Annotated in this window: 23 protein-coding genes; 7 read left to right on the top strand and 16 right to left on the bottom strand. The window is 58.8% G+C overall.

The features are described 5' to 3' along the window. The first annotated feature begins 38 nt into the window (after positions 1-38). The gene (gene ypfH / locus D8B20_RS12455) at positions 39-734 is read left to right on the top strand and encodes an esterase (protein ID WP_145889167.1); all 696 of its coding nucleotides are present in this window, start codon (positions 39-41) and stop codon (positions 732-734) included. Between the two features lie 90 nt (positions 735-824). Here ypfH and D8B20_RS12450 read toward each other — a convergent pair whose 3' ends face one another. From D8B20_RS12450 to D8B20_RS12440, 3 genes are read right to left on the bottom strand one after another with little or no spacing between them, the layout of a single operon-like run. Next, entirely contained in the window at positions 825-1013 is a 189-nt protein-coding gene (locus D8B20_RS12450; protein WP_145889166.1) for a YpfN family protein, read from the bottom strand. Positions 1014-1035: 22 nt separating this feature from the next. Next, positions 1036-2163 (bottom strand): succinyl-diaminopimelate desuccinylase, encoded by a 1128-nt coding sequence (dapE, locus tag D8B20_RS12445; RefSeq protein ID WP_145889165.1) that lies wholly within the window; start codon positions 2161-2163, stop codon positions 1036-1038. A 1-nt stretch (position 2164) separates the two neighbouring features. Beyond that, positions 2165-2533 carry an ArsC family reductase gene (locus tag D8B20_RS12440; protein WP_145889164.1) on the bottom strand — a complete coding sequence of 123 codons (369 nt, stop codon included), beginning with the start codon at positions 2531-2533 and terminating at the stop codon, positions 2165-2167. Between the two features lie 303 nt (positions 2534-2836). Here D8B20_RS12440 and ypfM point away from each other — a divergent pair, with 303 nt between their 5' ends. Further along, complete coding sequence (gene ypfM / locus D8B20_RS22080) at positions 2837-2986, top strand: protein YpfM (protein WP_370664132.1); 150 nt, start codon at positions 2837-2839, stop codon at positions 2984-2986. 100 nt (positions 2987-3086) lie between these two features. On the opposite strand, the gene acrD is transcribed toward ypfM, so the two are convergent. From acrD to D8B20_RS21645, 3 genes are all read right to left on the bottom strand, one after another. Continuing rightward, positions 3087-6203 (bottom strand): multidrug efflux RND transporter permease AcrD, encoded by a 3117-nt coding sequence (gene acrD, locus D8B20_RS12430; RefSeq protein WP_145889163.1) that lies wholly within the window; start codon positions 6201-6203, stop codon positions 3087-3089. 135 nt (positions 6204-6338) lie between these two features. Next, a complete protein-coding gene (locus tag D8B20_RS22075; RefSeq protein ID WP_145889162.1) occupies positions 6339-6707 on the bottom strand; it encodes a LuxR C-terminal-related transcriptional regulator in 369 nt (122 codons plus the stop codon). Between the two features lie 16 nt (positions 6708-6723). Then, positions 6724-6867 carry a hypothetical protein gene (locus tag D8B20_RS21645; RefSeq protein WP_186454371.1) on the bottom strand — a complete coding sequence of 48 codons (144 nt, stop codon included), beginning with the start codon at positions 6865-6867 and terminating at the stop codon, positions 6724-6726. A gap of 221 nt (positions 6868-7088) precedes the next feature. On the opposite strand from D8B20_RS21645, the gene D8B20_RS12420 reads away from it, so the two are divergent. The 3 genes from D8B20_RS12420 (at position 7089) to nudK (ending at position 9972) form a co-directional block, all read left to right on the top strand. Beyond that, a complete protein-coding gene (locus tag D8B20_RS12420; protein WP_145889161.1) occupies positions 7089-7361 on the top strand; it encodes a YdgH/BhsA/McbA family protein in 273 nt (90 codons plus the stop codon). 287 nt (positions 7362-7648) lie between these two features. Then, positions 7649-9151 (top strand): L-asparagine permease, encoded by a 1503-nt coding sequence (gene ansP, locus D8B20_RS12415; protein WP_145889160.1) that lies wholly within the window; start codon positions 7649-7651, stop codon positions 9149-9151. Between the two features lie 242 nt (positions 9152-9393). After that, on the top strand, positions 9394-9972 hold the full coding sequence (nudK, locus tag D8B20_RS12410) for a GDP-mannose pyrophosphatase NudK (protein ID WP_145889159.1): 579 nt from the start codon (positions 9394-9396) through the stop codon (positions 9970-9972). Between the two features lie 38 nt (positions 9973-10010). On the opposite strand, the gene D8B20_RS12405 is transcribed toward nudK, so the two are convergent. The 8 genes from D8B20_RS12405 to D8B20_RS12370 are packed head-to-tail and all read right to left on the bottom strand — an operon-like array spanning position 10011 to position 17933. Next, positions 10011-10970 (bottom strand): ribokinase, encoded by a 960-nt coding sequence (locus tag D8B20_RS12405; protein WP_145889158.1) that lies wholly within the window; start codon positions 10968-10970, stop codon positions 10011-10013. Then, a complete protein-coding gene (gene alsK / locus D8B20_RS12400) occupies positions 10970-11863 on the bottom strand; it encodes an allose kinase (RefSeq protein ID WP_145889157.1) in 894 nt (297 codons plus the stop codon). The genes D8B20_RS12405 and alsK overlap by 1 nt, the downstream gene beginning before the upstream one ends. Next, positions 11860-12552 carry a D-allulose 6-phosphate 3-epimerase gene (gene alsE / locus D8B20_RS12395; protein ID WP_145890562.1) on the bottom strand — a complete coding sequence of 231 codons (693 nt, stop codon included), beginning with the start codon at positions 12550-12552 and terminating at the stop codon, positions 11860-11862. The genes alsK and alsE overlap by 4 nt, the downstream gene beginning before the upstream one ends. Continuing rightward, a complete protein-coding gene (locus D8B20_RS12390) occupies positions 12552-13601 on the bottom strand; it encodes an ABC transporter permease (protein WP_145889156.1) in 1050 nt (349 codons plus the stop codon). Before D8B20_RS12390 ends, alsE begins: the two co-directional genes overlap by 1 nt. A 16-nt stretch (positions 13602-13617) precedes the next feature. After that, positions 13618-14607, bottom strand: a complete 990-nt coding sequence (locus D8B20_RS12385; RefSeq protein ID WP_145889155.1) for an ABC transporter permease — start codon at positions 14605-14607, stop codon at positions 13618-13620. Beyond that, a complete protein-coding gene (locus D8B20_RS12380; protein WP_145889154.1) occupies positions 14600-16105 on the bottom strand; it encodes a sugar ABC transporter ATP-binding protein in 1506 nt (501 codons plus the stop codon). Before D8B20_RS12380 ends, D8B20_RS12385 begins: the two co-directional genes overlap by 8 nt. Position 16106: 1 nt before the next feature. Further along, positions 16107-17090, bottom strand: a complete 984-nt coding sequence (locus tag D8B20_RS12375) for a substrate-binding domain-containing protein (RefSeq protein ID WP_145889153.1) — start codon at positions 17088-17090, stop codon at positions 16107-16109. Between the two features lie 12 nt (positions 17091-17102). Continuing rightward, positions 17103-17933, bottom strand: a complete 831-nt coding sequence (locus D8B20_RS12370; RefSeq protein ID WP_145889152.1) for a DeoR/GlpR family DNA-binding transcription regulator — start codon at positions 17931-17933, stop codon at positions 17103-17105. A gap of 487 nt (positions 17934-18420) precedes the next feature. Here D8B20_RS12370 and D8B20_RS22070 point away from each other — a divergent pair, with 487 nt between their 5' ends. Together D8B20_RS22070 and D8B20_RS12365 are read left to right on the top strand one after the other, a co-directional pair. Beyond that, entirely contained in the window at positions 18421-18570 is a 150-nt protein-coding gene (locus tag D8B20_RS22070) for a TraY domain-containing protein (protein ID WP_370664110.1), read from the top strand. After that, a complete protein-coding gene (locus tag D8B20_RS12365; RefSeq protein WP_370664109.1) occupies positions 18536-19498 on the top strand; it encodes a DUF1176 domain-containing protein in 963 nt (320 codons plus the stop codon). The genes D8B20_RS22070 and D8B20_RS12365 overlap by 35 nt, the downstream gene beginning before the upstream one ends. 63 nt (positions 19499-19561) lie before the next feature. Here the strand turns inward: D8B20_RS12365 and ampH are convergent, their stop codons facing one another. Together ampH and tkt are read right to left on the bottom strand one after the other, a co-directional pair. Next, on the bottom strand, positions 19562-20731 hold the full coding sequence (ampH, locus tag D8B20_RS12360; protein ID WP_145889150.1) for a D-alanyl-D-alanine-carboxypeptidase/endopeptidase AmpH: 1170 nt from the start codon (positions 20729-20731) through the stop codon (positions 19562-19564). Between the two features lie 145 nt (positions 20732-20876). Continuing rightward, complete coding sequence (gene tkt / locus D8B20_RS12355) at positions 20877-22886, bottom strand: transketolase (protein WP_145889149.1); 2010 nt, start codon at positions 22884-22886, stop codon at positions 20877-20879. Between the last annotated feature and the right edge of the window lie 18 nt (positions 22887-22904).

The raw sequence follows: 22904 nt of genomic DNA, 5'->3' as shown, positions 1-22904 counted from the left end.
CTCAGTTCAGCGGCGTATAGTGAAGTAAGGAGGAATGTATGGCACTACGTTATGTAATTGTTCAGCAACCCACGCACGCCGCGCAGCTGTTTCTGCTGTATCACGGCGTCAATGATAACCCGGACTCCATGGCGCAGATCGGCAGCTGGTTCGCGCAGGCTTTCCCGGAAGCGCAGGTGGTGTCGGTGGGCGCGCCCTATCCAGGCAGCGCGCCGCAGGGCCGGCAGTGGTTTGCCGCGAGGCCAGCGCATGATCGCTCCGAGCAGCAGAGCGTGGACGCGGTGATGCCGGCGTTTGTGGAGTCGGTGCAGCACTGGCAGCAGCAAACCGGCGTGCGTCCGGAAGCCACGGCGCTGGTAGGATTTTCGCAGGGTGGCCTGATGGTGCTGGAAGGGGTGAAGGCGCAGCCGGAACTGGCTGGCCGCGTGGTGGCCTTCAGCGGCCGCTATGCCACGCTGCCGGAGCGCGCTACCACGCGTAATACCATCCATCTGATTCACGGAGATTATGACGATCAGGTGCCGCTGCAGCATGCGGAACAGGCGCTGCAGCGCTTAACGGCGCTGGGCGGCGATGTCACGCTGGATATTGTTGACGACCTGCCGCACGCGATTGACGATCGCGGTATGCAGCTGGCGCTCAATCATCTGCGCTTTACCGTGCCGCGTCGCTATTTTGATGAGGCGCTGAGCGGTGCCCGTCCGGGTGACGATGATGTGGTAATGATGCTGTGATTGCGCGGCGGCGCGGGCGCGGTACGTGCCCGGCAACCGCAGCGGGCGCCCGTCGGGGCGGCCCGCTCATGAAGCACGGTCAGGCGAAGATTATTTCTTTTTCGGCCAGTTGTCGTCGTCATCCCATTTATCATTGAAATCGCGGTGCGGCGGCAGGTCGGGTTTGTTGTCCATATACTTTTTATGGTCGATGCGCTTCAGATCTTTATAGACGTTCATCAGTACGCCCACCATCAGCAGGATCACAATGACCCACCAGTACTCTTTGACCCATTCCATGTGTTTCTCCTTCAATAGGCGATCAGGCGATCAGCTGTTCCATAATGCGTTGATACATGCGGCTGAGCAGCTGTAAATCCGATGCTTTAACACACTCATTGATTTTATGAATGGTGGCGTTCACCGGACCCAGTTCCACCACCTGCGTGCCCATCCGCGCAATAAAGCGACCGTCTGAGGTACCGCCGGTAGTTAACAGCTGTGGCCTGATCTCATTATAGTGCGCGACGGCGTTCACCACGGCATCCACCAGTTTGCCGCGTGACGTCAGGAACGGCTGCCCGGACACATTCCACTCCAGCGTGTAGCGCAGCTGATGGCGATCAAGCAGCGCGGTAACGCGATCTTTGATCATCTGATCGGTGAGTTCCGTGCTGAAGCGGAAGTTGAACTGCACGAAAAATTCGCCGGGAATGACGTTATTGCTGCCGGTGCCCGCCTGCACGTTTGCTATCTGCATGCTGGTCGGCGGGAAAAAGGCGTTGCCCTGATCCCACTCGGTCGCCACCAGCTCATTCAGCGCCGGCATGGCGCGGTGCACCGGATTATCCGCCAGATGCGGATAGGCGACGTGTCCCTGCACGCCGTGCAGCGTCAGGTTAGCGGTCATGGAGCCGCGACGGCCGTTTTTAACCACATCCCCCACGACTTCTGTACTGGAAGGTTCACCCACCAGGCAGTAATCGACGCGTTCGTTACGCGCCATCAGGCGCTCCACCACTTTGACCGTGCCGTTTACCGCGCTGGCTTCTTCATCCGAGGTAATCAGAAAAGCCAGACGGCCTTTGTGCTGCGGATGCGCGGCAACAAAGCGCTCGGCGGCGACGACCATTGCCGCCAGCGATCCTTTCATATCTGCGGCACCCCGTCCGAACAGCATGCCGTCACGGATCGAGGGCTCAAAAGGCGGGCTGATCCAGCGGCTGGCATCGCCTGGCGGCACCACATCGGTATGCCCGGCAAACGCCAGCGTTTCGCCCTGGCCGCGCGTCGCCCAGAAATTAAGCGTGTCGCCAAAGGGCATGGGTTCAATGTGAAAGCCGATGGCTTCCAGCCGGGCAATTAACATGGCCTGACAACCGGCATCATCCGGGCTGAGAGACGGGCGACGAATAAGCTGCTGAGCCAGCTCAATAACCGGACAGAACATGTTATGACTTCTCCTGAATAAACGCCTGATAAAGGGAATCACTGAAACCAACGCGCAGCTCGCCGTCTGGCGCAGACAGCACCGGGCGTTTGATCATGGCCGGCTGTGCCAGCATCAGCGCGGCGGCGCTGGCGGCATCATTGATCGCGGCGCGTTCCGCCTCCGGCAGCTTACGCCAGGTGGTGCCGCGCGTATTGAGCAGCGCCTCGTAACCCAGCTGATCGATGAACGACTGCAGTAAGGCCGCATCAATGCCGTCCACGCGGTAATCGTGAAAACGATAGTCGATACCGGCAGCGGTCAAAAAGTTGCGGGCTTTTTTAATCGTGTCGCAATTTTTAATCCCATACATCACCCACTGCGCTGTCATCGTTTATTCCCGTCCTGTGTAAAAGAGAGCGCGAGTTTACCATAGCCGCTTCTGTGCGGTGAAAAATGGCGAAAACCGGCTGCGATATTCATGATGAGCGCGTTGAGATAAATCCTGTTAATCAGTACCAGGAAACGCTTTCATTAACGCACGGAATAATCGCATCCGGCATCATCAGTGCACTAAGGATTTTCCTAATACGAAAAATGTGCTAGCAAATTTAAGTTAACGCTTTTTTCAGTCGCATTAACAGGTTGCTGAAATGTGCGTCAGCTTCCACTTCCGGAAGATTCAAGTTTTCGCATGCTTTTGCCGATAGTGATAAGAGGTGGAAACGTATTCACCTGCAGAAAAAAACGGCGTAGAATCACTCCTACAATAAGAGAGGGTATTATGGTCGAACTCGAACTGGGGAACTGGAAAGAATTCATCGAAGCGATGTTACGTAAGTAACCCGTGAAGAGAAAAGCAGGACATTCCCAACTTGCTGTTATTCTTTACCACACACAACAATAAAGCCGCCCTGGTCACCCCGGGCGGCTTTTTCTTGTCCTTAATCCTCTGGCTTGTCACGCAGCGGAAAACGCCGCCGCACCAGCACAAAGAACAGCGGTACAAAGAAGATCGCCAGCACCGTTGCTGACAGCATGCCACCCATCACGCCGGTGCCCACGGCATGCTGGCTGCCGGAACCGGCGCCGCTGCTGATAGCCATCGGCAGAACGCCGAAGATAAACGCCAGCGAGGTCATCAGAATCGGCCGCAGACGCTGGCGGCAGGCCTCCAGCGTTGCCTCCAGCAGTTCCCGGCCTTTGCTGTTAATCTCGTTGGCAAACTCCACGATCAGAATGGCGTTTTTCGCTGAAAGCCCAATGACCGTCAGCAGGCCGACCTGAAAATAGACATCGTTTTCCAGCCCGCGCAGCCAGGTGGCCACCAGCGCGCCGGCTACGCCAGTCGGCACAACCAGCATTACCGAAAACGGAATCGACCAGCTCTCATAGAGGGCCGCAAGGCACAGGAAAACCACCAGCAGCGAGATGGCATACAGCGCCGGCGCCTGTGAACCCGATAGCCGCTCCTGATAGGACGCCCCGGTCCACTGAAAACCCACGCCGAGCGGCAGCTGCCCGACCAGTTTTTCCATCACATCCATCGCCGTGCCGCTGCTGACGCCATTGGCCGCTTCCCCGACGATCTCCAGGGAAGAGTAGCCGTTGTAGCGCTCCAGCCGCGGTGAGCCGGTTTCCCAGTGGCTGGTGGCAAAAGCGGAAAAGGGCACCATGCCGCCGCTGCTGTTGCGCACATACCATTTGTTGATGTCGCCCGGCAGCATGCGAAAGGCCGGCGCAGCCTGCACGTAAACCTTTTTCACGCGACCGCGATCGAGGAAGTCGTTCACATAGGTAGAGCCCCAGGCGGTGGTTAAGGTGTCATTGATGGTATCCAGCGACACGCCCAGCGCCTGTGCTTTACGCTGATCGATATCGATCTGCAGCTGCGGGCTGTCATCCAGGCCGTTGTGACGTACGCGGGACAGCGCCGGATTGCTGTCTGCCAGTTCCAGCAGCTTGTCACGCATGGCCATCAGCTGCGTGTGGCCGATGCCGCCGTGGTCCTGCAGTTCCATATCAAAGCCGGAAGAGCTGCCCAGGCCGGTGATGGCAGGCGGACTGCTGGCAATCACGCGCGCCTCTTTGATATGACTGAAGGCTTTGGTGGCGCGATCGATAATCGCAAACGCGGTACGATCGCTGCCCGGACGGGCCTCCCAGTCTTTAAGCCGCACAAACAGACGCGCCACGTTCTGCCCGTTACCGCCCGGGCCGGCCCCGATGGTAGAGAACACCGACAGCACATTCTCTTTTTCGGCGGTCATATAATAGTCCTCGACCTTTGCAACCACCTTAGAGGTCTGCTGGAGCGTTGCGCCCGGCGGCAGCTGCACCTGAGTCAGAAATACGCCGCGATCCTCCTGCGGCAGAAACGATGTCGGCAGCCGCAGAAACAGAAACGCCATAAGGCCGATAATGGCGAGGTACAGCAGCAGCCAGCGTCCGCCTTTCGCCAGGATACGCGCCACGCCGCGCTCATAGCGTTGTGCGCTGGCGTTAAAGGTGCGGTTAAACCAGCCAAAGAAGCCGCGGCGGCCATGCTGCTCACCCTGCTGCAGCGGTTTAAGCAGGGTCGCGCACAGGGCCGGCGTGAGGATCATTGCCACCAGCACCGACAGCACCATGGCGGAAACAATGGTGATGGAAAACTGACGATAGATCGCGCCCACGGTGCCACCAAAGAACGCCATGGGCACAAACACCGCTGACAGCACCAGCGCAATCCCCACCAGCGCGCCCTGAATTTGCCCCATTGATTTGCGCGTGGCGGCGCGGGGTGAAAGCCCTTCCTCACTCATGATGCGCTCGACGTTCTCCACCACCACAATGGCATCATCCACCAGCAGCCCGATGGCCAGCACCATGGCAAACATTGTCAGCGTATTAATGCTGAATCCGCAGGCATAGAGCACAGTAAAGGTGCCCAGCAGCACCACCGGCACGGCAATGGTCGGGATCAGCGTGGCGCGGAAGTTCTGCATAAACAGATACATCACCAGAAACACCAGCAGAATCGCTTCCAGCAGGGTTTTCACCACGTCTTTTATTGAGGCTTTAACAAAGGGCGTGGTTTCAAACGCCACCTTCGCTTCCAGGCCGTGCGGGAAGTAGCGCGCCAGTTCGGCCACGCGGGCCCGCACCAGCTTATCGGTGTTCATCTCGTTGGCACCGGAAGCCAGCTTGATACCCAGGCCGGAGGCGGGCTGGCCATTGTAGCGGCTGAGGTAGTCATACTTCTCCGCGCCCATCGCCACCTCCGCCACCTCACCAAGCGTCACCACCGAGCCGTCCGTATTGGTTTTCAGCGTGATAGCGCGGAACTGCTCCGGCGTCTGCAGCATCGATTGGGCGTTTACCGTGGCGTTAAGTGCCTGTTTGTCCACCGACGGCAGGCCGCCAACCTGGCCGACCGCCACCTGCATATTCTGTGATTCAATGGCTTTCACCACGTCGTCAGTGGTCAGGGCATAGTTGATCAGTTTGTTAGGGTCCAGCCAGATGCGCATCGCATACTGTGAACCGTAGGCATCCACCTGACCGACGCCATCAATGCGGCTGAGCGGGTCCTGAATATTACTGGCCACGTAATCGGCGATGTCCTGCTTATCCATGCTGCCGTCGGTCGAGACAAAGGCAATCATCAGAATATTGCTGTCACCGGTTTTATTGACGGTCACCCCCTGCGACTGTACCGCGGCCGGCAGTTTGCGCAGCGCACTCTGCAACTGATTCTGCACCTGCTGGCGGGCTTCATCCGGGTTGGTGCCGGCGGTAAAGGTCAGCGTGATCTGCGCCTGGCCGGTGTTGCTGCTGTTGGAGGACATGTACATCAGGTTATCGATACCGGTCATGTTCTGTTCGATAACCTGGGTGACGGTATTTTCCAGCGTCTGTGCCGAGGCGCCAGGGTAGTTAGCCGTGATGCGCACGTTGGGGGGCGCAAGGTCGGGATACTGCTCAACCGGCAGCGAGATAATGGCGAGCGTGCCGCACAGACACAGTAAAATCGCCAGCACCCAGGCAAAAATGGGGCGGTCGATGAAAAAATTCGACATGGAACCGACACTCCTCAGGCTGCATTATTTTTGCTTTTCAGGGGTAAAGCGTGAGGTCCGGGCGGCTTCACGCTGGCGGAGTGCAAGGGGATAGTCCTGAAAACTCCCGCTGTCGCTTACTCTACGCGGCACAAATTAGAGAATCGTGGATAAATTATGGAGAAAGTGTAAATATCGCCGCAGTTTTTTAAGCGTATTTACACGCGGTGCCAGCCACAGAACGGTAGCCGCCCCGCGTGACCGTCCTGCCAGTTTAGGCAGCCGATGGCGGATGTGCACCTTTCCCGTCTTTTCCGGGATCGGCAGCGTGGCGGCAATCGCTTTATTCCTCAGGCCGCGCGCCACTTCCTGCAGCAGCGCAATCCTTGCCTGGGTCAGATCGGCCTGATCGCTGTCCAGCCGTTCGCGCAGCTGCTGGCTGGCTTCAGCCAGCGCGCGATAGTGAGCGGCAATCGCTGAACGCGCCTCCGCCTGCTGCGGATCGATGCAGCGCGGCGGCAGCATAAGCTGAATGCGCCAATCAGATGCGCAGCGAACCGGCGACCTTCAGCGCTTCGGCGTCGCGCAGGCTGTCGGGCAGCGTCAGCACAGCCCGGTGGTCAGCAGAGAAACCAGTATAAGAGCACTTAGCCCGCGTGCGGGTAACGGCACGTTTGACGTGCATGCTCGCCCTGAATGCGCGAAATGCGGCGGCAGGCCGACCTGCGGCGTGCCGGTGATGCTCGTGGTTTACTTTTCCACGCGCGCCTGACACTTCTTTGAATTATTCACGTCACGCTGGCGAAACATTAAACGCTTTTACGCGCAGGCCAGCCCGCTTTGCATTACCTCGCTAATACTCAGAAGCGTTACCGCCATTTATTCGTCAGAAACCAGGAGCAACGCATGAAAACACGTTATGCCTTGATGACAGCTGCCCTGCTTGCTACCGCAAGTTTTACCACTTTCGCGGCCACACCGCTCAGCCAGGCCGAGGCGCAGGCGCGACAAAGCGACGGCACGGTGAGCGTCAGCGGCGTGCGCGGCTCGCTGGATGATGCCACCCGCCATCTGTCGCAAAAAGCGCAGGCGCAGGGGGCCAGCCACTACCGGGTGATCGGCCTGCAAAACCCCGGTGATTCCAGCCTCTGGAGCGGCACCGCAGAGATTTACCGTTAGTCCTGTTATTACCCTCACTGGTCATACCTTCCTGTAGCCACCTTTTACCGGCCATTGCACTGGCCGGTTTTTTTGTGCGTTGCGACGGATTATTACAAATCAATCCGTGCGGCCAGCCAGTATATTTTGCTTCGTTTATGCAGAACGGGTAGGATTCATCGCCGTAATTTCCCGGCTCGCCGTGCGACATCGTTCCGCCGCGCGGGTACCGGTTTAACCCATTCCGCACCGTTGGGCGCAATCGATTGGGTACACGGTGACTGATGGTCAGGACAAACAGGAAAGCTATGAAATCTACTAAAAAAACGCCAGCCGAACAGCGCGCTGCGAGAAGGCGCTGGCTTAACTCCCACGACACCGGTTACCACAAAGCTATGGGTAACCGCCAGGTACAAATGATCGCCATCGGCGGTGCTATTGGTACCGGTCTGTTCTTAGGTGCAGGCGCGCGCCTGCAAATGGCCGGTCCGGCGCTGGCACTGGTATATCTGGTGTGCGGTATCTTCTCTTTCTTTATTCTGCGTGCGCTGGGTGAGCTGGTTTTACACCGTCCCTCCAGCGGCAGCTTTGTTTCTTATGCACGTGAATTCCTTGGGGAAAAAGCGTCATACGTGGCGGGCTGGATGTACTTTGTTAACTGGGCGATGACCGGTATCGTCGATATCACCGCCGTTGCGCTGTATATGCACTACTGGGGCGCGTTTGGCGACGTCCCGCAATGGGTGTTTGCCCTGGGCGCGCTGGCCATTGTCGGCACCATGAACATGATTGGCGTGAAGTGGTTCGCGGAGATGGAGTTCTGGTTTGCGCTGATCAAAGTACTGGCCATCGTAGTGTTCCTGATTGTGGGCGTGGTGTTCCTCGGCAGCGGTAAGCCGCTGGATGGGAATGCGACCGGCTTCCATCTGATTACGGATAACGGCGGCCTGTTCCCGCACGGCCTGCTGCCCGCGCTGGTGCTGGTGCAGGGGGTGGTGTTCGCCTTTGCGTCAATTGAGCTGGTAGGGACCGCAGCCGGGGAGTGTAAAGACCCGAAAACCATGCTGCCAAAAGCCATCAACAGCGTGATCTGGCGTATCGGCCTGTTCTATGTGGGCTCGGTGGTGCTGCTGGTGATGCTGTTGCCGTGGAACGCCTATCAGGCCGGACAGAGCCCGTTTGTTACCTTCTTCACTAAACTGGGCGTGCCTTACGTTGGCAGCATCATGAACATAGTGGTGCTGAGCGCGGCGCTGTCGAGCCTGAACTCCGGTCTCTACTCCACCGGCCGTATTCTGCGCTCCATGTCGATGGGCGGCTCTGCGCCGCAGTTCATGTCGAAGATGAGCAAGCAGCAGGTGCCGTACGCCGGGATTCTGGTCACCATCGCGGTTTACGTGGTGGGCGTGGTGCTGAACTACTATGTGCCGTCGCAGGTGTTTGAGATTGTCCTGAACGTTGCTTCGCTGGGTATCATCTCTTCCTGGGGCTTTATCATTGTGTGTCAGATGCGTCTGCGCAAAGCGATCAAAGAGGGCAAAGCGGAAGAGGTAGGCTTCAGACTGCCGTGGGCACCGGTCACCTCCTGGCTGACGCTGCTGTTCCTGGTCAGCGTGCTGGTGCTGATGGCGTTTGACTATCCGAACGGCACTTACACTATCGCCTCCATTCCGCTGATCGCGGTGCTGCTGGTGCTGGGCTGGTTTGGCGTGCGCAAACGCGTGCACGCAGAAGCGATGAAAGAGCACGAGCTTCATCACGACGATCAGGATGATGCCGCACGCAAGCTGGCAGAAGAGAGCGGGCGTTAATCGCATACCGTTATCTCTGCGGGGGCCAATGGCCCCCGTTTTTTTTCCGCTAAATCGGCCCGGCCTGGCCGCTTTATCACGCGCCTGATCCTGTCCCGCACATCACCCTGGCGGCGCACTGTACCGCGCCTGATGATGCGCGAATACCCGCGGTGCAGCGCCGGGGCATCGATATTCAGATAGTTTTCCTGCCAGCTTACGCCTATTATCTCAGGCTCCCTCAGATACGCAGTGGAGCGGCTATGTCGTTAAAGATCAACATCATCAAAGAGAAGGTGCTGTCGGACAATTACTTTGTTCTGCGCAACTACACCTACGAACTGACCCGCAGCGACGGCGAGGTGGTCCGCCATAAGCGCGAGGTCTATGACCGCGGCAACGGCGCCACCATCCTGCTCTATAACCGTGAAAAAAACAGCGTGGTGCTGATTCGTCAGTTCCGTATCGCCACCTGGGTTAATGGCAATACCAGCGGCGAACTGATTGAAACCTGCGCAGGCCTGCTGGATAACGACACGCCGGAAGACTGCATCCGCAAAGAGGCCATTGAAGAGACCGGCTATGAAGTGGGGCACGTTGAAAAGCTGTTTGAAGCCTATATGTCACCGGGCGGCGTCACCGAGCTGATTCACTTTTTCGCCGCCGAATACAGCGATGCGCAGCGAACCAGCGCCGGCGGCGGCGTAGAGGATGAGGCGATTACCGTGCTGGAGCTGCCGTTCCCGCAGGCGCTGGCAATGGTCAAAGAGGGGCGCATTCGCGATGGCAAGGCGATTATGCTGCTGCAGTATGCGCAAATCGCCGGCCTGTTAACCGCCTGATCGGCACAGATAGCGCCGCCGGACCGGCCTCCACTGCGCTACGCGCACACGGCCAGCGATTCAGCCACGCACTGCGGATGCGCCTGCAGACGCGCCAGCGCTTCCGCATAGGATGGCATGGCGTTGGCAGCGCCGGCGCGTTCCACGCACAGCGAGGCAAAAGCCGCGGCAAACACCGCCGCCTGCGGCAGATCGTCGCCTGAGGCGAGCCGCGCGGCCAGCGCCCCGTTGAACGCATCCCCGGCCCCGGTGGTATCCAGCGGTTGTGCCGGAAACAGCGGAATGCGCCACTGCTGGCCCGCGCGCGAGAGCAGCGCCCCGTTGATGCCCAGGGTGATGATCACCTGACGTGCGCCTTTCCGGTGCAGTCTCTCTGCCGCCTGCTGTGCGCTGGCAAAATCGGTCACGGCTATCCCGCTCAGCTGCGTCGCTTCGGTGCTGTTTGGCGTCAGCAAATCCACCTTCGCCAGCAGCGCATCGCTGATTTTCTGCCACGGCGCCGGATTCAGGATCACGAAGGTGCCACTGGCGCGGGCGTTATCGATCATGCGCTGAATCGCGCTAAGGTTGTTTTCCAGCTGCACCAGCAGAATATCGGCGGCGGCCACTGTGGGCTGGCAGCGTGTCACTTCCGCTGCGGTGACGGTGGTATTTGCGCCAGGGTAAACGGAAATCATGTTTTCGGCGTCGTTTCCGGCGACATAAATCAACGCATTGCCGGTGGGCTTCTCTTTACAGGTAAACAGCGTAATCGCATCGAAGCCGGTTTTTTCCAGATGACGACGGGCAAAGGTGCCGAAATCGTCATGGCCAACTTTGCCGATATAGTGCACCCGCGCACCGGCACGCAGCGCGGCCGTGGCCTGATTGGCCCCTTTGCCGCCGGGCCCCATCATGCTGTGCTGCGCCGTCAGCGACTCGCCGGGCAGGGGAAAACGGTTCATCACTGCCACAATATCCAGATTGAAGGAACCAAACACGCACACTTTGCCTTTCATTATGCACTCCTGAACAGGCGTTCAGCGGCCAGACAGGCACCGCGACAGCCGGTGTGATCGGTGGATTGACTGAACACAATCCGCAGTCCGCTGCGCGTGGCGGGCGGACGTAAATACTGCTGCACCTCCGTGCGCAGCTGCGCCAGCGGAAAATCCGCCATCGCCAGCACGCCACCGCCCAGAATCAGGTACTCCGGGTCCAGGATGTTCATCTCCGTGGCAATCAGCCGCGCCAGCCGTGTGACGAAGGCCTGCAGCGCCGGGTCGTCGCGGTGACAGCTGAACAGGGCGGCCATGGGCGTCTGTGCAGCATGTTCTGCGGCCCAGCGGCTCAGCCAGTGGCCGGAGGTGACGGTTTCCGCACAGCCGTGGTTACCGCACGGGCAGGGCAGGGTGCGACCGCCCGCGGGCACATGACCGAGTTCCCCGGCCGCACCGTGCTGACCGTGATAAAACCCGCCGTTAATCCACAGGCTGTTGCCCATACCGGTGCCCGGATAGAGCCCCACGGCGTGTTGCGGCAGCTGCGGCAGCTGCAGTAAATCCCACAGCAGCAGATGATTCACGTCTTTATCCATCGCCACCGGCACGCCAAGTCGGGCGCTGAGCTGTGCCGCTACCGGCTGCTGATCCAGCGCTTGGATGAAGGGCAGCGAAATCACCTGCTGACGATCGCGGCTGAGGATACCCGGCAGCCCCAGCATCACGCCGCTGACCGGCTGCTGTTCCAGCGTTTCGCCGATCAGCAGCCCGAGGGCCGCCAACGCGTCGGGCTGCTGCGCCCAGCTGCGGGTCGGCACCTTGCGGAAACCGGACCAGACGCGGCCCTCTTCCATGATCTGCAGCCGGGTGCCGGTGCCGCCGATGTCGATACCGAGCCAGCGTTTTTTCATGCGGACACCTGCGTCAGACCCTGCGCCTCATCAATGCTCTCGCGCATCATGTCCCATGCGGTCGCCAGATCGTCATGCAGCGTAAACAGCCCGGAGGTGCCGACGATCAGCACATCGGCGCCGGCGCTGACCAGCGTCTGATAGGTGCGGGTGTTACAGGAGCCGTCAATCTCAATCAGCCATGGATAGCCGTGCTGCTGTTTCAGCGCTTTCAGTGCTTTAATTTTTTCCACCATCTCCGGAATAAAGGGCTGACCGGCATAGCCGGGATCCACTGTCATGACGGTGATTTTATCCAGCAGATGAATGTAGTGGTGGATATAGGAAACCGGTGTGGCCGGATTGAGCACCACGCCCACTTTTTTGCCAAAGCTGCGGATCAGATTAATGACGCGGAACGCATCGCGGTTGATGGTTTCTGCGTGCGGGCAGATGTAATCCGCCCCGGCCCGGGCAATCACCTCGATAAAATCGGTCGGGCGCTCCACCATTAAATGCACATCCAGCGCCACGCGGGTATGCGGGCGGATCTGCTCAATAAAAAAGGGCGACAGCGTAATGTTCTTAACGTAATGACCGTCCATGATATCGATGTGCAGGAAGTCAGCGCGGGAATCCAGCACCGCCAGCTGGTGCTTGATCTCCATCAGATTCATACACATCAATGACGGGGAGACTTGAATACGCATCATACTTCCTTTTTTTCAGTCAGAGGATTAAGCGCCGCCGCCAGCCTGCTGAGCCGGACGGCGCGATGTTCATTAAAACGGCCTTTGAGTTGTTTAAAGGCCAGTACCACAATCAGCACCGCACCCCACATCGCCAGACTGACATGCTGGCTGATGTTCATCAGGTTGAAGCCGGTAGAGAGGATCTGCAGGGCGATGAGCGCCAGCACTACGCCGGTGACGCGGCCAAAGCCGCCGTTGGGATCGGTGCCGCCAAGAATGATGGCCAGCACGGTCAGCAGCAGATACGCATCGCCATAGCCCATGCGGGCAGAGTTGAAGCGCGCCATCATAATCAGACCGGCCAGCACGCACAGCAGGCTGGAGATGACATACACCAGCATCACCATGCGGTGGGTGTTAATGCCGCTGAACCAGGTGGCGTTGATGTTGCTGCCGCCCATGTAAATGCACTTCCCGGCGCGGGTTTTACCAAGGAACAGCGCCAGCAGCGCCGCCGCGCCGAGGAACACCCACAGCGGCAGCGGCATCCCCAGCAGCGTGCTGCTGCCCAGCGCCTGCACCACCGGCGGCATACCGCTTACCGCCGCGCCTTTGGTCAGCCAGATACCGACGCCGTTCAGCGTCATCATGGTGGCCAGCGTCACCAGAATTGGATGCGCGCCAATGCGGGTGACCATCACGCCGGTCACCGCACCAATCAGGGCAGCAATCAGCATCGCGCCGGCAATGGCGATAAACAGCCACAGCAGCTGCAGTCCGGTACCGGCATCGGCGGGCAGGGCGCGCATCAGCGTCCAGGCAATAAACAGCGCGGTCAGGTTGGCGGTGGCAATGATGGCCAGATTGAGGCCGCCGCTGAGAATGGCAATAAACATCGCCAGTGTCAGCAGCCCCAGCTCCGGCAGCTGAAACGCCATGCTCATAAAGGTGGAATCGGTAAGGAAGCGGCCTGGCAGCATCAGACTGAAGATCGCCAGCGCCAGCGCGATTAACAGCATCAGGCCGACATTGGTGCCGTCCGGGCGCAGCGCAGAGAGAGATTTCATCAGAAGGCTCCTTGCGTCAGACGAAACTGACGTCAGTTTCTTTGCGTTTTTTGTAGTGCGTGACGGCGATGGCCACCATGATGGTGCCGCCGACCACGATATTCATGAAGTAGTTCGAGACGCCGATCAGATTGAGGCCATTTTTCAGGATGGCTATCAGGAAGACGCCCATCAGCGTGCCGCTGACCGTGCCTTTGCCGCCCATCAGGCTGGCACCGCCCAGCACCGTGGCGGCCAGCACATCAAGTTCGCCGCCGACCAGCGCATTCGGCACCACTTCGCCCATGCGATAGACCTGCACCAGTCCGCCAATCGCCGCCATGGCCCCCAGCCAGCCATAAGCGAAGACGTGAATCAGCCCCACGCGGATACCGATGCGCCGCGCCGATTCGGCATCGCCGCCAACCGCATACAGCTGACGGCCAAGGTGCGTTTTGTTCAGCAGCAGCGCCGTCAGCGCGGCAATGACCAGCATGGTCACCAGCGGCAGGCCAATCTGGAAGCTGTTGCCCTGCACGGTGAAAGGCAGCACGCTGCGCAGCGTGATCCACCAGTCCGGCAGGGTGTAGAGGCTCCGGCCGCCGGTAAACCACATCAGCAATCCAAACAGCAGCGACTGCATGCTGATGGTGATGATGATGGAAACCACGCGCAGGCTGGTGATCAGCAGGGCATTGATCACGCCGAACAGCGTGCCGCAGAGGATCGCCAGCGCAATGCTCAGCACGGCGTTATCAAACTGGAACTGGACAAACAGCGAGGCGATCAGGTACTGCACCACCGAGGCCACCGCCGCGAAGGAGATATCAATACCGCCGGTCACCAGCACCACAAACAGCCCGAGCGCGAAGATCCCGGTGACTGCATAGCTCTCCGCCAGATCCAGCAGGTTTTGCACCGTCAGAAACTGGTCGCTGGCGCAGGCAAAAAACAGCACAAAAGCCAGTAACACCCAGGCGAGCCAGCCCTGGCTGCTGTGCGGGCGCAAACGGGAAAAATCAGGCATTGATCACCTCCGCCAGCTGCTGCTGCTCAACGGTATCGGGTTGGTATTCGGCATGGATGGTGCCGTCGCGGAAGTGCAGAATGCGGTCGCAGTTGTACCAGACCTCCGGCACCTCATCGGAAATCAGGATGATCGACAGGCCCTCTTTGGCCAGCGCGTGGATCAGCTGATAAATGCTGGCTTTAGCACCGACGTCCACGCCCACGGTCGGCGAGTCAAGAATCAGAATGCGCGGCTGCGTCAGCACCCATTTCGCCAGTACAATCTTTTGCTGATTGCCGCCGGAAAGGGTGGAGATGGCCAGCTGCGGATCGGCTACCCGCACGCCAAACTGCTGAATCCATTGCAGGATCAGCTTGTTCTTGCGGTATTCGTCAATCAGGTGGAAACGGTTTTGCAGTTTATCGAGGATCGGCAGCACCATGTTGTCGGCCACCGACTGCTGCTGCACCAGGCCGAGCGTCAGACGATCTTCTGACACGTAGCCGATGCCGGCTTTAATCGCATCCTCATGGCTGCGGAAGCGTACCGGTTTGCTGTCGAGCCAGATTTTGCCGCTGTCCGGGCGGGTCATGCCAAACAGCGACAGCGCCAGTTCGGTGCGGCCGGAGCCCAGCAGGCCGCACAGGCCGAGGACTTCGCCAGCGCAGAGCCTAAAACTGACGTCATGATACTGGCCGGCGCGCGTCAGCCGTTCCACTTCCAGCATCACGCGGTCCGGATCGCGGGTTGGCGTTTTCAGCTGGTAGTCCAGCTTCAGGCCGGTCATCAGTTCAGTCAGATGGTGCGGCGTCATCTCGCGCGCCGGCCAGCAGCCCATTTTGCGACCGTCGCGAATAACCGTGACGCGGTCAGAAATCTCCAGCACCTCATCCAGACGGTGGCTGACAAACACCACGCAGATGTTTTTGTCTTTCAGATAGCGCACGGTACGCAGCAGCTGATTAACTTCGGTGCGGGTCAGTGAGGCGGTGGGCTCATCCATGATCACCAGGCGCGCATCCGCCACCAGCGCACGGCAGATCGCTACCTGCTGACGCTGCGCAATCGACAGCGCGGCAACCTTCGCATTCAGGTCGAGATCGAATTGCAGTTCATCCACGATGCGGCGGGCGGTGGCGTGCAGCCGGCCTTTATGATGCCAGCCTGCCAGCCCCTTCAGGTTATGCTCAAAGGCGATGTTTTCTGCCACGCTCAGGTTGGGGAACAGTGACAGATCCTGATAAATCACCTGGATGCCAAAGTCGCGCGCCTGGCGGGTGGTCAGGCGCGGCTGCGCCGGGCCGTCACCCAGGGTAATGCGGCTGCCGCTGTCCGGGGCATGCACCCCGGCAATGACTTTGATTAAGGTGCTCTTGCCACAGCCGTTGGTGCCAGCGAGACAATGCACTTCGCCAGCCAGTAAGCTCAGCGAGATATCGCTCAGTGCGCGGTTACCACCGAAGGTTTTCGACAGATTGTCGAGCGCGATCAGCGTCTGTGGAGTGACCTCTTGCATATTACAGCCCCATTTTCACCAGTTTTGGCAGGTTCGCTTTGTCGAGACTTTCGCTGTTGTTCCCGAGGATGGTGTGCGTGGCTTCGTCAACTTTCACTTTGCCCAGCCCTTCAATGGTCATGCCGTCGGTGATCGGCTCTTTTTTCTGCATCATGTCTGCAAGGCGTACAAACACCTCACCGGCGGTTTCCGGGTTCCAGATATAGCCACCTTTGATCGCGCCGCGCTGCACCAGTGAGGCACCCTGGCCGGGGCTAAAGGCACCCACCACGCAGACCTGATCGATCTTGTTACGGTTCATCACTGCGCGGCCGGCGCCAATTGGCCCCTGCGAGCCAAACGCCATGATGCCTTTCAGATCCGGGTATTTGGACATCAGTTCGTTGGTGGTGCGGATGGAGTCATCCAGCGATTCACCCACGCCGAATTTGTCGGTAACCAGCTGCATTTTCGGGTAGTGCTGTTTCTGGTAGTTCAGCGCGGCGTCCGTCCACTCCTGATGCAGCGGCACCGTCAGGCTGCCGACATACATGGCGTATTTGCCCTCTTCATGCATGCATTTCGCCAGCGCTTTCATATGGTTGATGCCGTGTGTGGGCGCATCCACCAGTTCAAAATCCCAGTTGGCGTCTTTCTGGCCCGGCGATTCGTGGGTAATGACCTGAATCCCCGCTGCGCGTGCCCGCTTCAGCACTGGCTCCAGCACCTTCGGGTCATTGGGAACCACGCCGATGATGTCGACTTTCTGCGCAATCAAATCTTCAATGGCGCGAACCTGCAATGCCGGGTCGGCGGCGGTCGGCCCGACCATCCACGCATCAATGCCGCGTTTTGCGGCTTCACTTTTGATCCCGGTTTCCATGGCGTTAAACCACGGGATACCGCCAATTTTGACCACTACGCCCATCCGCAGTTTATCGGCGGCCTGCGCACCGGTGGCAGCAAACAGGGCAAGTAATGAGCAGGCGATAAGATGTTTTTTCATAAAGACTCCGGATTAATTTTTTATTAGTTGCATGGCATTGTTGCGCTGTGAACAGTCAATAATATTGACACCGTTCCACGCCAGTTCCTGTTCCAGCTCTTTGTCAGTTAATTGGTCGGTGATAAGAAAATCCACATCGCGGTAATGACAAATACGCGCGAATGAAGGGCGCAGAAATTTACTGCCATCCATTAACAAATGTTTTCTTTCTGCGGCCAGCAGCATTTGCTGTTTTAAATGGGCGTTGTTTTCGTTGCCTTCCCGTAAATAACCGTCATTACCCAGACTGCTGCAGGAAAAAAAGATCTTATTAATCTGAAATTCCCGCAGCGGTTGTTCAGCCACAATGCCGTGAAACGCTTCATACCGATCCGAATATTCGCCGCCCAGGCAGATGGTGCGGATGCTGCCGCGCGGCGCCAGCGTCTGCACAATGCGCAGCGAATTGGTAAGCACCGTTAATTCAATATCCGGCAGCTGCCGGGCCAGATACCAGCAGGTGGTACTGCTGTCGAGTAATAAACAGTCGCCGGGGCTGATAAAATCCAGCGCACGTTTGGCAATGACCATTTTGGCCTCGACCTGTTCATTCATGCGCTGGCGAAAAGCGAGTTCATACTCATTGACCGCACGGGTATTTCCCGCAGCGGTTGCCGCCTGTTTTCTGGACAGTACCGCGCCGCCGTGGCTGCGCTGTAATAATCCGCGTTTCTCCAGCTGGGTTAAATCCCGGCGGATAGTTTCCTGTGAGACCTGACACAGCGTAACCAGCTCCGCGACAATAACCCGGCCATTAATATTCAGTTCGTCGATAATTCGCTGCTGTCTTTCAATCGGCAACATCGTTTTCCTCCGATGGAAATAAATTACTGGATGCCGGCACGGGAAAATGTGGGCTGCGCACGAGTCCGCAGCGGTGAAATTGCCCGCCGGTGTTAAAGTGATAAAAGTCGATTTTTTTATGTAAATAAGATCTCGCATCAACAAATTAAGGTGATCTTATTCACATAAATACGCGTTATCGTGCTGCAGAAAGAGAGGACGCGCCCAAAACCGGCGCGCAGCGCAATTACCATAGCATGACCGGTTATGCCCGTTTGTGTGGATTTGACCGTTTTGCTGCCGCCGCGCATTTGTCCGACGAATCCGATTGAGCGGAAATCAGGCGAAACGGAAGATGAACTGCCTGCGCCATTCCTTATTCGTCCGCTGCCGGGCGGCGGCTTTTTCAGCAGTTAACCGTGCTTTTCTGGCCGCTTCACAGTTTCGCTCTGATGACAGCGCGTTTATTACGCTATGATTTTCTTTCCGGGAATTTGGGGATCGGTTTTTGAATGTCGTATTGGATGAAGTCGCTGCTTTGCTTACCCTTTCTGCTGATCGCCAGCGTACGGGCCGAACCGCTGCAGAAGTCGTTTTCCGACTGGCAGATCACCTGCAACAACGTGGCGTTCTGTGTCGCACGCAGTTTTCCGGGTGATAACGGCCTGGTGATGACGCTGGCGCGGCATGCCGGGGTTAACGACCGGCCGCTGCTGCGCATTGATTACGGCAGCGCCTACAGCGGTGAACTGCCCGGCGGGCCACTGCGGGATAATTTGCTGCTGGATCAGCGCCGCCTGAATCCGGACCTCAAACACTGGACGGTTGAGCCGCATCATCTTGCCACCAGCAACGCGATTGCCATTGATGAATTCCTGGCCCAGACGCTGGATGCCGGCAGCTTACAGCTTACTTATCAGGCGAAGGCCGTGATCCCGCTGCGTGGCATGAAAGCGGCGCTGCTGCTGATGGATGATGTGCAGGGACGAGTGAACGGTGCCAGCGCCTGGGTAAAGCGTGGCAACCGCGTACAGTGGGACGTCCCGCCGCCGCCACCGTTGCCACAGCTGCCGCCCGCGCCGCCGCCGCCGGCACCGCTGACGCAGGAAGAGACCAGCGGCCTGATCGATTACGGCACCTGGCGGGTAAATATTGATAACTGCTCGCTGGATCCGCTGCGGCGTGAAGTGAGCGTCTCGCCGCTGACAGACAGCAAAGCCCTGCTGCTGATCAGCTGTGAAACCGGGGCGTATAACGTCATTGATTTGGCCTTTGAGGTGACGCGCAGCGCGCCCTATGTGTCGCGCAGCCTGACCCTGACGCTGCCGTTTACGCCGCCGGCGCGCAGTGATAATCAGCTGGAACTGGTGAATGCCGAATTTGATGCCAGTAACGGCCTGCTCTACACCTTCAGTAAAGGACGCGGGCTGGGCGACTGTGGCGTTGCCACGCGCTGGCAGTTTGACGGCAGCGAATTTGTGCTGGCGGAGTATGCGGAAGAGAAAACCTGCGACGCGTGGCACAGCAGTGATGACTGGCCCACGCTGTGGGTCAGCCAGTCCAGCGGCCCGCTGCAGTCACGCTAATCCGGCGCAGGGTGCGCCGGCTCAGAGAGGGCGGCCAGGCGCCGCCCTGCATCAGGCCGGCACTCAGCGGATAGCGGAGACCGACATCGGTGAACCTTTCTGATTGCCCACCAGTTCAGCCAGCATGTTATTCACACCGTCGCTCATCGGCGTAAAGCGCGTCAGCGGTGAGCGCGTCACGACCACGAAAACGCCGACGTTCTGTTGCGGCACCATTGCAATATAGGTAATGAAGCCGCCGCCGCCGCCGGTTTTCTGAATAATCCCCGGCCGGCCCGCTTTCGGGGCCATGTATACCCAGCCCATGCCCAGCGCATCCGCGCGCCCCGGCACGTCCATCCCTTCCACTTTGCTCAGCTGATCGCGACGATAAATCAGCGTCTGCAGCCGATCGATTTGCGGCGTGCGATGATTCACCGCGGAGTTCAGGAACTGTTGCATCCAGCGGCCCATATCATCCGGCGTGGAGTAGACGCCGCCGCTGCCAATGGCGGCCAGCGTGTTATTACACGGACTGGCACCTTTTTCCGCAATCATCAGCCGCTGGCACTGATCCGGCGACGGGGTAAAAGTGGTGTCTTTCATGCCCAGCGGGCGCGTTATCAGCTGCTGGAACAGCGCCGGGTAGGGCATGCCAGCCGCTTTCGCCAGCGCATCGCCCAGCAGATCAAAGCCCAGATTGGAGTAGGCGGCTTGGGTGCCCGGCGTGGCCTTTAGCGTGGCGCTGCGCAGCCACTGCCAGCGGTCCGCTTTGGTTGGCCAGACAAATACCGGCCGCTGCGCCCGGCCGCCCGGCTGTTCGCGCGGCAGGCTGGCGGTATGGGTGGCAAGGTTGATCAGGCGAATGGGCTGACCGTTATACGCCGGCACCCGAACACCCGGCGGCGCATATTTGCTCAGCGGATCGTCCAGACGGATCTGGCCGCGCTCAGCCATTTTCACCATGACTTCGCTGGTCATCAGCTTGCTGAGCGAGGCAATGCGGATCACCGAATCCGGCTGCGGACGCACGTTGTTGCCGGGCCGGGTCTCGCCGAAGCTGGCAAACACGCGCTGGTTGCCATCAATCGCCACCAGCGCCATGCCGGTCGCGCCGCTGCCATAGAAGATATGCTCAGCGTAGCGATCGACAATCTGTGAAGCCAGCAGCGGATCGGGTGATACCTGTGCTCTGCCTGCAAGGGGCAGCACGGAAACCAGTAAGGCCAGTAATAAAGGAGTACGTTTTTTCAACGGGGAAACGTCCGCAATCAGAATCGGAGGAAAGTCTATAGTAATCAGTTTGCGCAAAGCGGGAAGGGGGCGACGCGGGTTTTTTTCTGTATCAGCGCGTGAAAGAAAGCTGGCCCTTTTCCGGCAGCGGAAAAGGGCCAGTGGGTCAGGCTGGCTTGAGTAAGGATTCGGCGTGGCTTACCACATTTTCAATGGTGAAACCAAAGGCCGGGAACAGCTTACCGGCGGGTGCGGATTCGCCGAAGGTGGTCATGCCGACAATTTTGCCGTCAATGCCCACATACTTGTACCAGTAGTCGGCAATGCCGGCTTCCACGGCTACGCGTGCGCGCACGGTAGAAGGCAGTACCGATTCGCGGTAGCTCACATCCTGCTTGTCGAACACGTCGGTGCTTGGCAGCGAGACCACGCGGACTTTATGGCCGTCAGCGCTGAGTTTAGCTTCAGCGCCCAGCGTGATTTCCACTTCGGAACCGGTCGCAATCAGGATGACATCCGGCGTGCCGTCGCAGTCTTTCAGGATATAGCCGCCGCGCGCGATGTTCTCTACCTGTTGTGGCGTACGTTCCGGCTGCAGCAGGTTCTGGCGCGACAGAATCAGAGCGGTCGGGCCGTGATGACGCTCAATAGCGGCTTTCCACGCTACAGCGGTTTCCACCTGATCGCACGGACGCCAGGTACTGAAGTTTGGCGTGACGCGCAGGCTGGCCAGCTGCTCAACCGGCTGGTGCGTCGGGCCATCTTCCCCCAGACCAATCGAGTCATGGGTGTAGACCATGATCTGGCGCGCCTTCATCAGGGCAGCCATACGCGCCGCGTTGCGCGCATACTCCACGAACATCAGGAAGGTCGCGGTGTAGGGCACAAAGCCACCGTGGTGAGCGATGCCGTTAGCAATCGCGGTCATGCCAAATTCACGTACGCCGTAGTGAATGTAATTACCGGCGGGGTCTTCTTTGATGGATTTGGAGCCTGACCAGATAGTGAGGTTACTGGGGGCAAGGTCGGCAGAACCACCGAGGAATTCCGGCAGCATCTTGCCAAAGGCTTCCAGCGTATTCTGTGAGGCTTTGCGGCTGGCGATCTTCTGCGGGTTGGCCTGCAGCTCGCGGATGAAATCGGTGGTGGCCTGTTCCCACTGTGCCGGCATTTCGCCGTTCAGGCGGCGGCTGAATTCTTCCGCCAGCGCCGGGTGAGCCTGCTGGTAAGCGCTGAACTTCTCTTCCCACGATTTTTCCTGCGCGGCACCGGCTTCTTTCGCATCCCATTGCTGGTAAATTTCCTGCGGGATCTCAAACGGGCCATAATTCCAGCCAAGCTGCTTACGCGTCAGCGCCACTTCTTCTTCACCCAGCGCGGCACCGTGTGACTCCTCTTTACCGGCTTTATTCGGTGAGCCGAAGCCAATCACGGTACGGCAGATGATCAGCGACGGTTTGTCGGTGACGCTCTGCGCTTCTTTGATCGCCGCCGCAATCGCTTCAGGATCGTGACCGTCAATGCCCTCTTTGCTGCCGACAACGTGCCAGTTGTAGGCTTCAAAGCGCTGATGGGTGTCGTCGGTAAACCAGCCTTCGGTCTCCCCATCAATAGAGATGCCGTTATGGTCGTAGAAGCCAATCAGCTTGCCGAGGCCCAGCGTGCCGGCCAGCGAGCAGACTTCGTGCGAAATCCCCTCCATCAGACAGCCGTCGCCCATAAAGACATAGGTGAAGTGGTCAACGATGTCGTGGCCCGGCTGGTTAAACTGCGCCGCCAGCGTGCGCTCGGCAATTGCCAGACCTACCGCATTGGCCAGCCCCTGGCCAAGCGGACCGGTGGTGGTTTCCACGCCAGGCGTATAGCCGATCTCCGGGTGACCAGGCGTTTTAGAGTGCAGCTGACGGAAGTTCTTCAGCTCTTCCATCGGCAGGTCATAGCCGGTGAGGTGCAGCAGGCTATACAGCAGCATAGAGCCGTGACCGTTGGAGAGAATGAAGCGGTCACGATCGGCCCAGGCCGGATTGGTCGGGTTGTGCTTCAGGAAGTCGCGCCACAGCACTTCGGCGATGTCGGCCATGCCCATTGGCATGCCTGGGTGTCCGGAATTTGCTTTCTGTACGGCATCCATGCTCAGTGCACGAATCGCGTTAGCCAGCTCTCTGCGTGATGACATAGGGTTCTCCCTTGTGAG

It is taken from the genome of Candidatus Pantoea soli (genome assembly GCF_007833795.1).
Taxonomy (GTDB): domain Bacteria; phylum Pseudomonadota; class Gammaproteobacteria; order Enterobacterales; family Enterobacteriaceae; genus Pantoea; species Pantoea soli.
Note: the sequence above shows the minus strand (reverse complement) of the source record. Positions and strands in the feature narration are given on the sequence as shown.

Excerpts from the sequence above, each read along its gene's own strand:
- ypfH (WP_145889167.1), top strand. The coding sequence starts at position 39 with ATGGCACTACGTTATGTAATTGTTCAGCAACCCACGCACGCCGCGCAG.
- D8B20_RS12450 (WP_145889166.1), bottom strand. The coding sequence starts at position 1,013 with ATGGAATGGGTCAAAGAGTACTGGTGGGTCATTGTGATCCTGCTGATG.
- dapE (WP_145889165.1), bottom strand. The coding sequence starts at position 2,163 with ATGTTCTGTCCGGTTATTGAGCTGGCTCAGCAGCTTATTCGTCGCCCG.
- D8B20_RS12440 (WP_145889164.1), bottom strand. The coding sequence starts at position 2,533 with ATGACAGCGCAGTGGGTGATGTATGGGATTAAAAATTGCGACACGATT.
- ypfM (WP_370664132.1), top strand. The coding sequence starts at position 2,837 with ATGCTTTTGCCGATAGTGATAAGAGGTGGAAACGTATTCACCTGCAGA.
- acrD (WP_145889163.1), bottom strand. The coding sequence starts at position 6,203 with ATGTCGAATTTTTTCATCGACCGCCCCATTTTTGCCTGGGTGCTGGCG.
- D8B20_RS22075 (WP_145889162.1), bottom strand. The coding sequence starts at position 6,707 with ATGCTGCCGCCGCGCTGCATCGATCCGCAGCAGGCGGAGGCGCGTTCA.
- D8B20_RS21645 (WP_186454371.1), bottom strand. The coding sequence starts at position 6,867 with ATGCACGTCAAACGTGCCGTTACCCGCACGCGGGCTAAGTGCTCTTAT.
- D8B20_RS12420 (WP_145889161.1), top strand. The coding sequence starts at position 7,089 with ATGAAAACACGTTATGCCTTGATGACAGCTGCCCTGCTTGCTACCGCA.
- ansP (WP_145889160.1), top strand. The coding sequence starts at position 7,649 with ATGAAATCTACTAAAAAAACGCCAGCCGAACAGCGCGCTGCGAGAAGG.
- nudK (WP_145889159.1), top strand. The coding sequence starts at position 9,394 with ATGTCGTTAAAGATCAACATCATCAAAGAGAAGGTGCTGTCGGACAAT.
- D8B20_RS12405 (WP_145889158.1), bottom strand. The coding sequence starts at position 10,970 with ATGAAAGGCAAAGTGTGCGTGTTTGGTTCCTTCAATCTGGATATTGTG.
- alsK (WP_145889157.1), bottom strand. The coding sequence starts at position 11,863 with ATGAAAAAACGCTGGCTCGGTATCGACATCGGCGGCACCGGCACCCGG.
- alsE (WP_145890562.1), bottom strand. The coding sequence starts at position 12,552 with ATGCGTATTCAAGTCTCCCCGTCATTGATGTGTATGAATCTGATGGAG.
- D8B20_RS12390 (WP_145889156.1), bottom strand. The coding sequence starts at position 13,601 with ATGAAATCTCTCTCTGCGCTGCGCCCGGACGGCACCAATGTCGGCCTG.
- D8B20_RS12385 (WP_145889155.1), bottom strand. The coding sequence starts at position 14,607 with ATGCCTGATTTTTCCCGTTTGCGCCCGCACAGCAGCCAGGGCTGGCTC.
- D8B20_RS12380 (WP_145889154.1), bottom strand. The coding sequence starts at position 16,105 with ATGCAAGAGGTCACTCCACAGACGCTGATCGCGCTCGACAATCTGTCG.
- D8B20_RS12375 (WP_145889153.1), bottom strand. The coding sequence starts at position 17,090 with ATGAAAAAACATCTTATCGCCTGCTCATTACTTGCCCTGTTTGCTGCC.
- D8B20_RS12370 (WP_145889152.1), bottom strand. The coding sequence starts at position 17,933 with ATGTTGCCGATTGAAAGACAGCAGCGAATTATCGACGAACTGAATATT.
- tkt (WP_145889149.1), bottom strand. The coding sequence starts at position 22,886 with ATGTCATCACGCAGAGAGCTGGCTAACGCGATTCGTGCACTGAGCATG.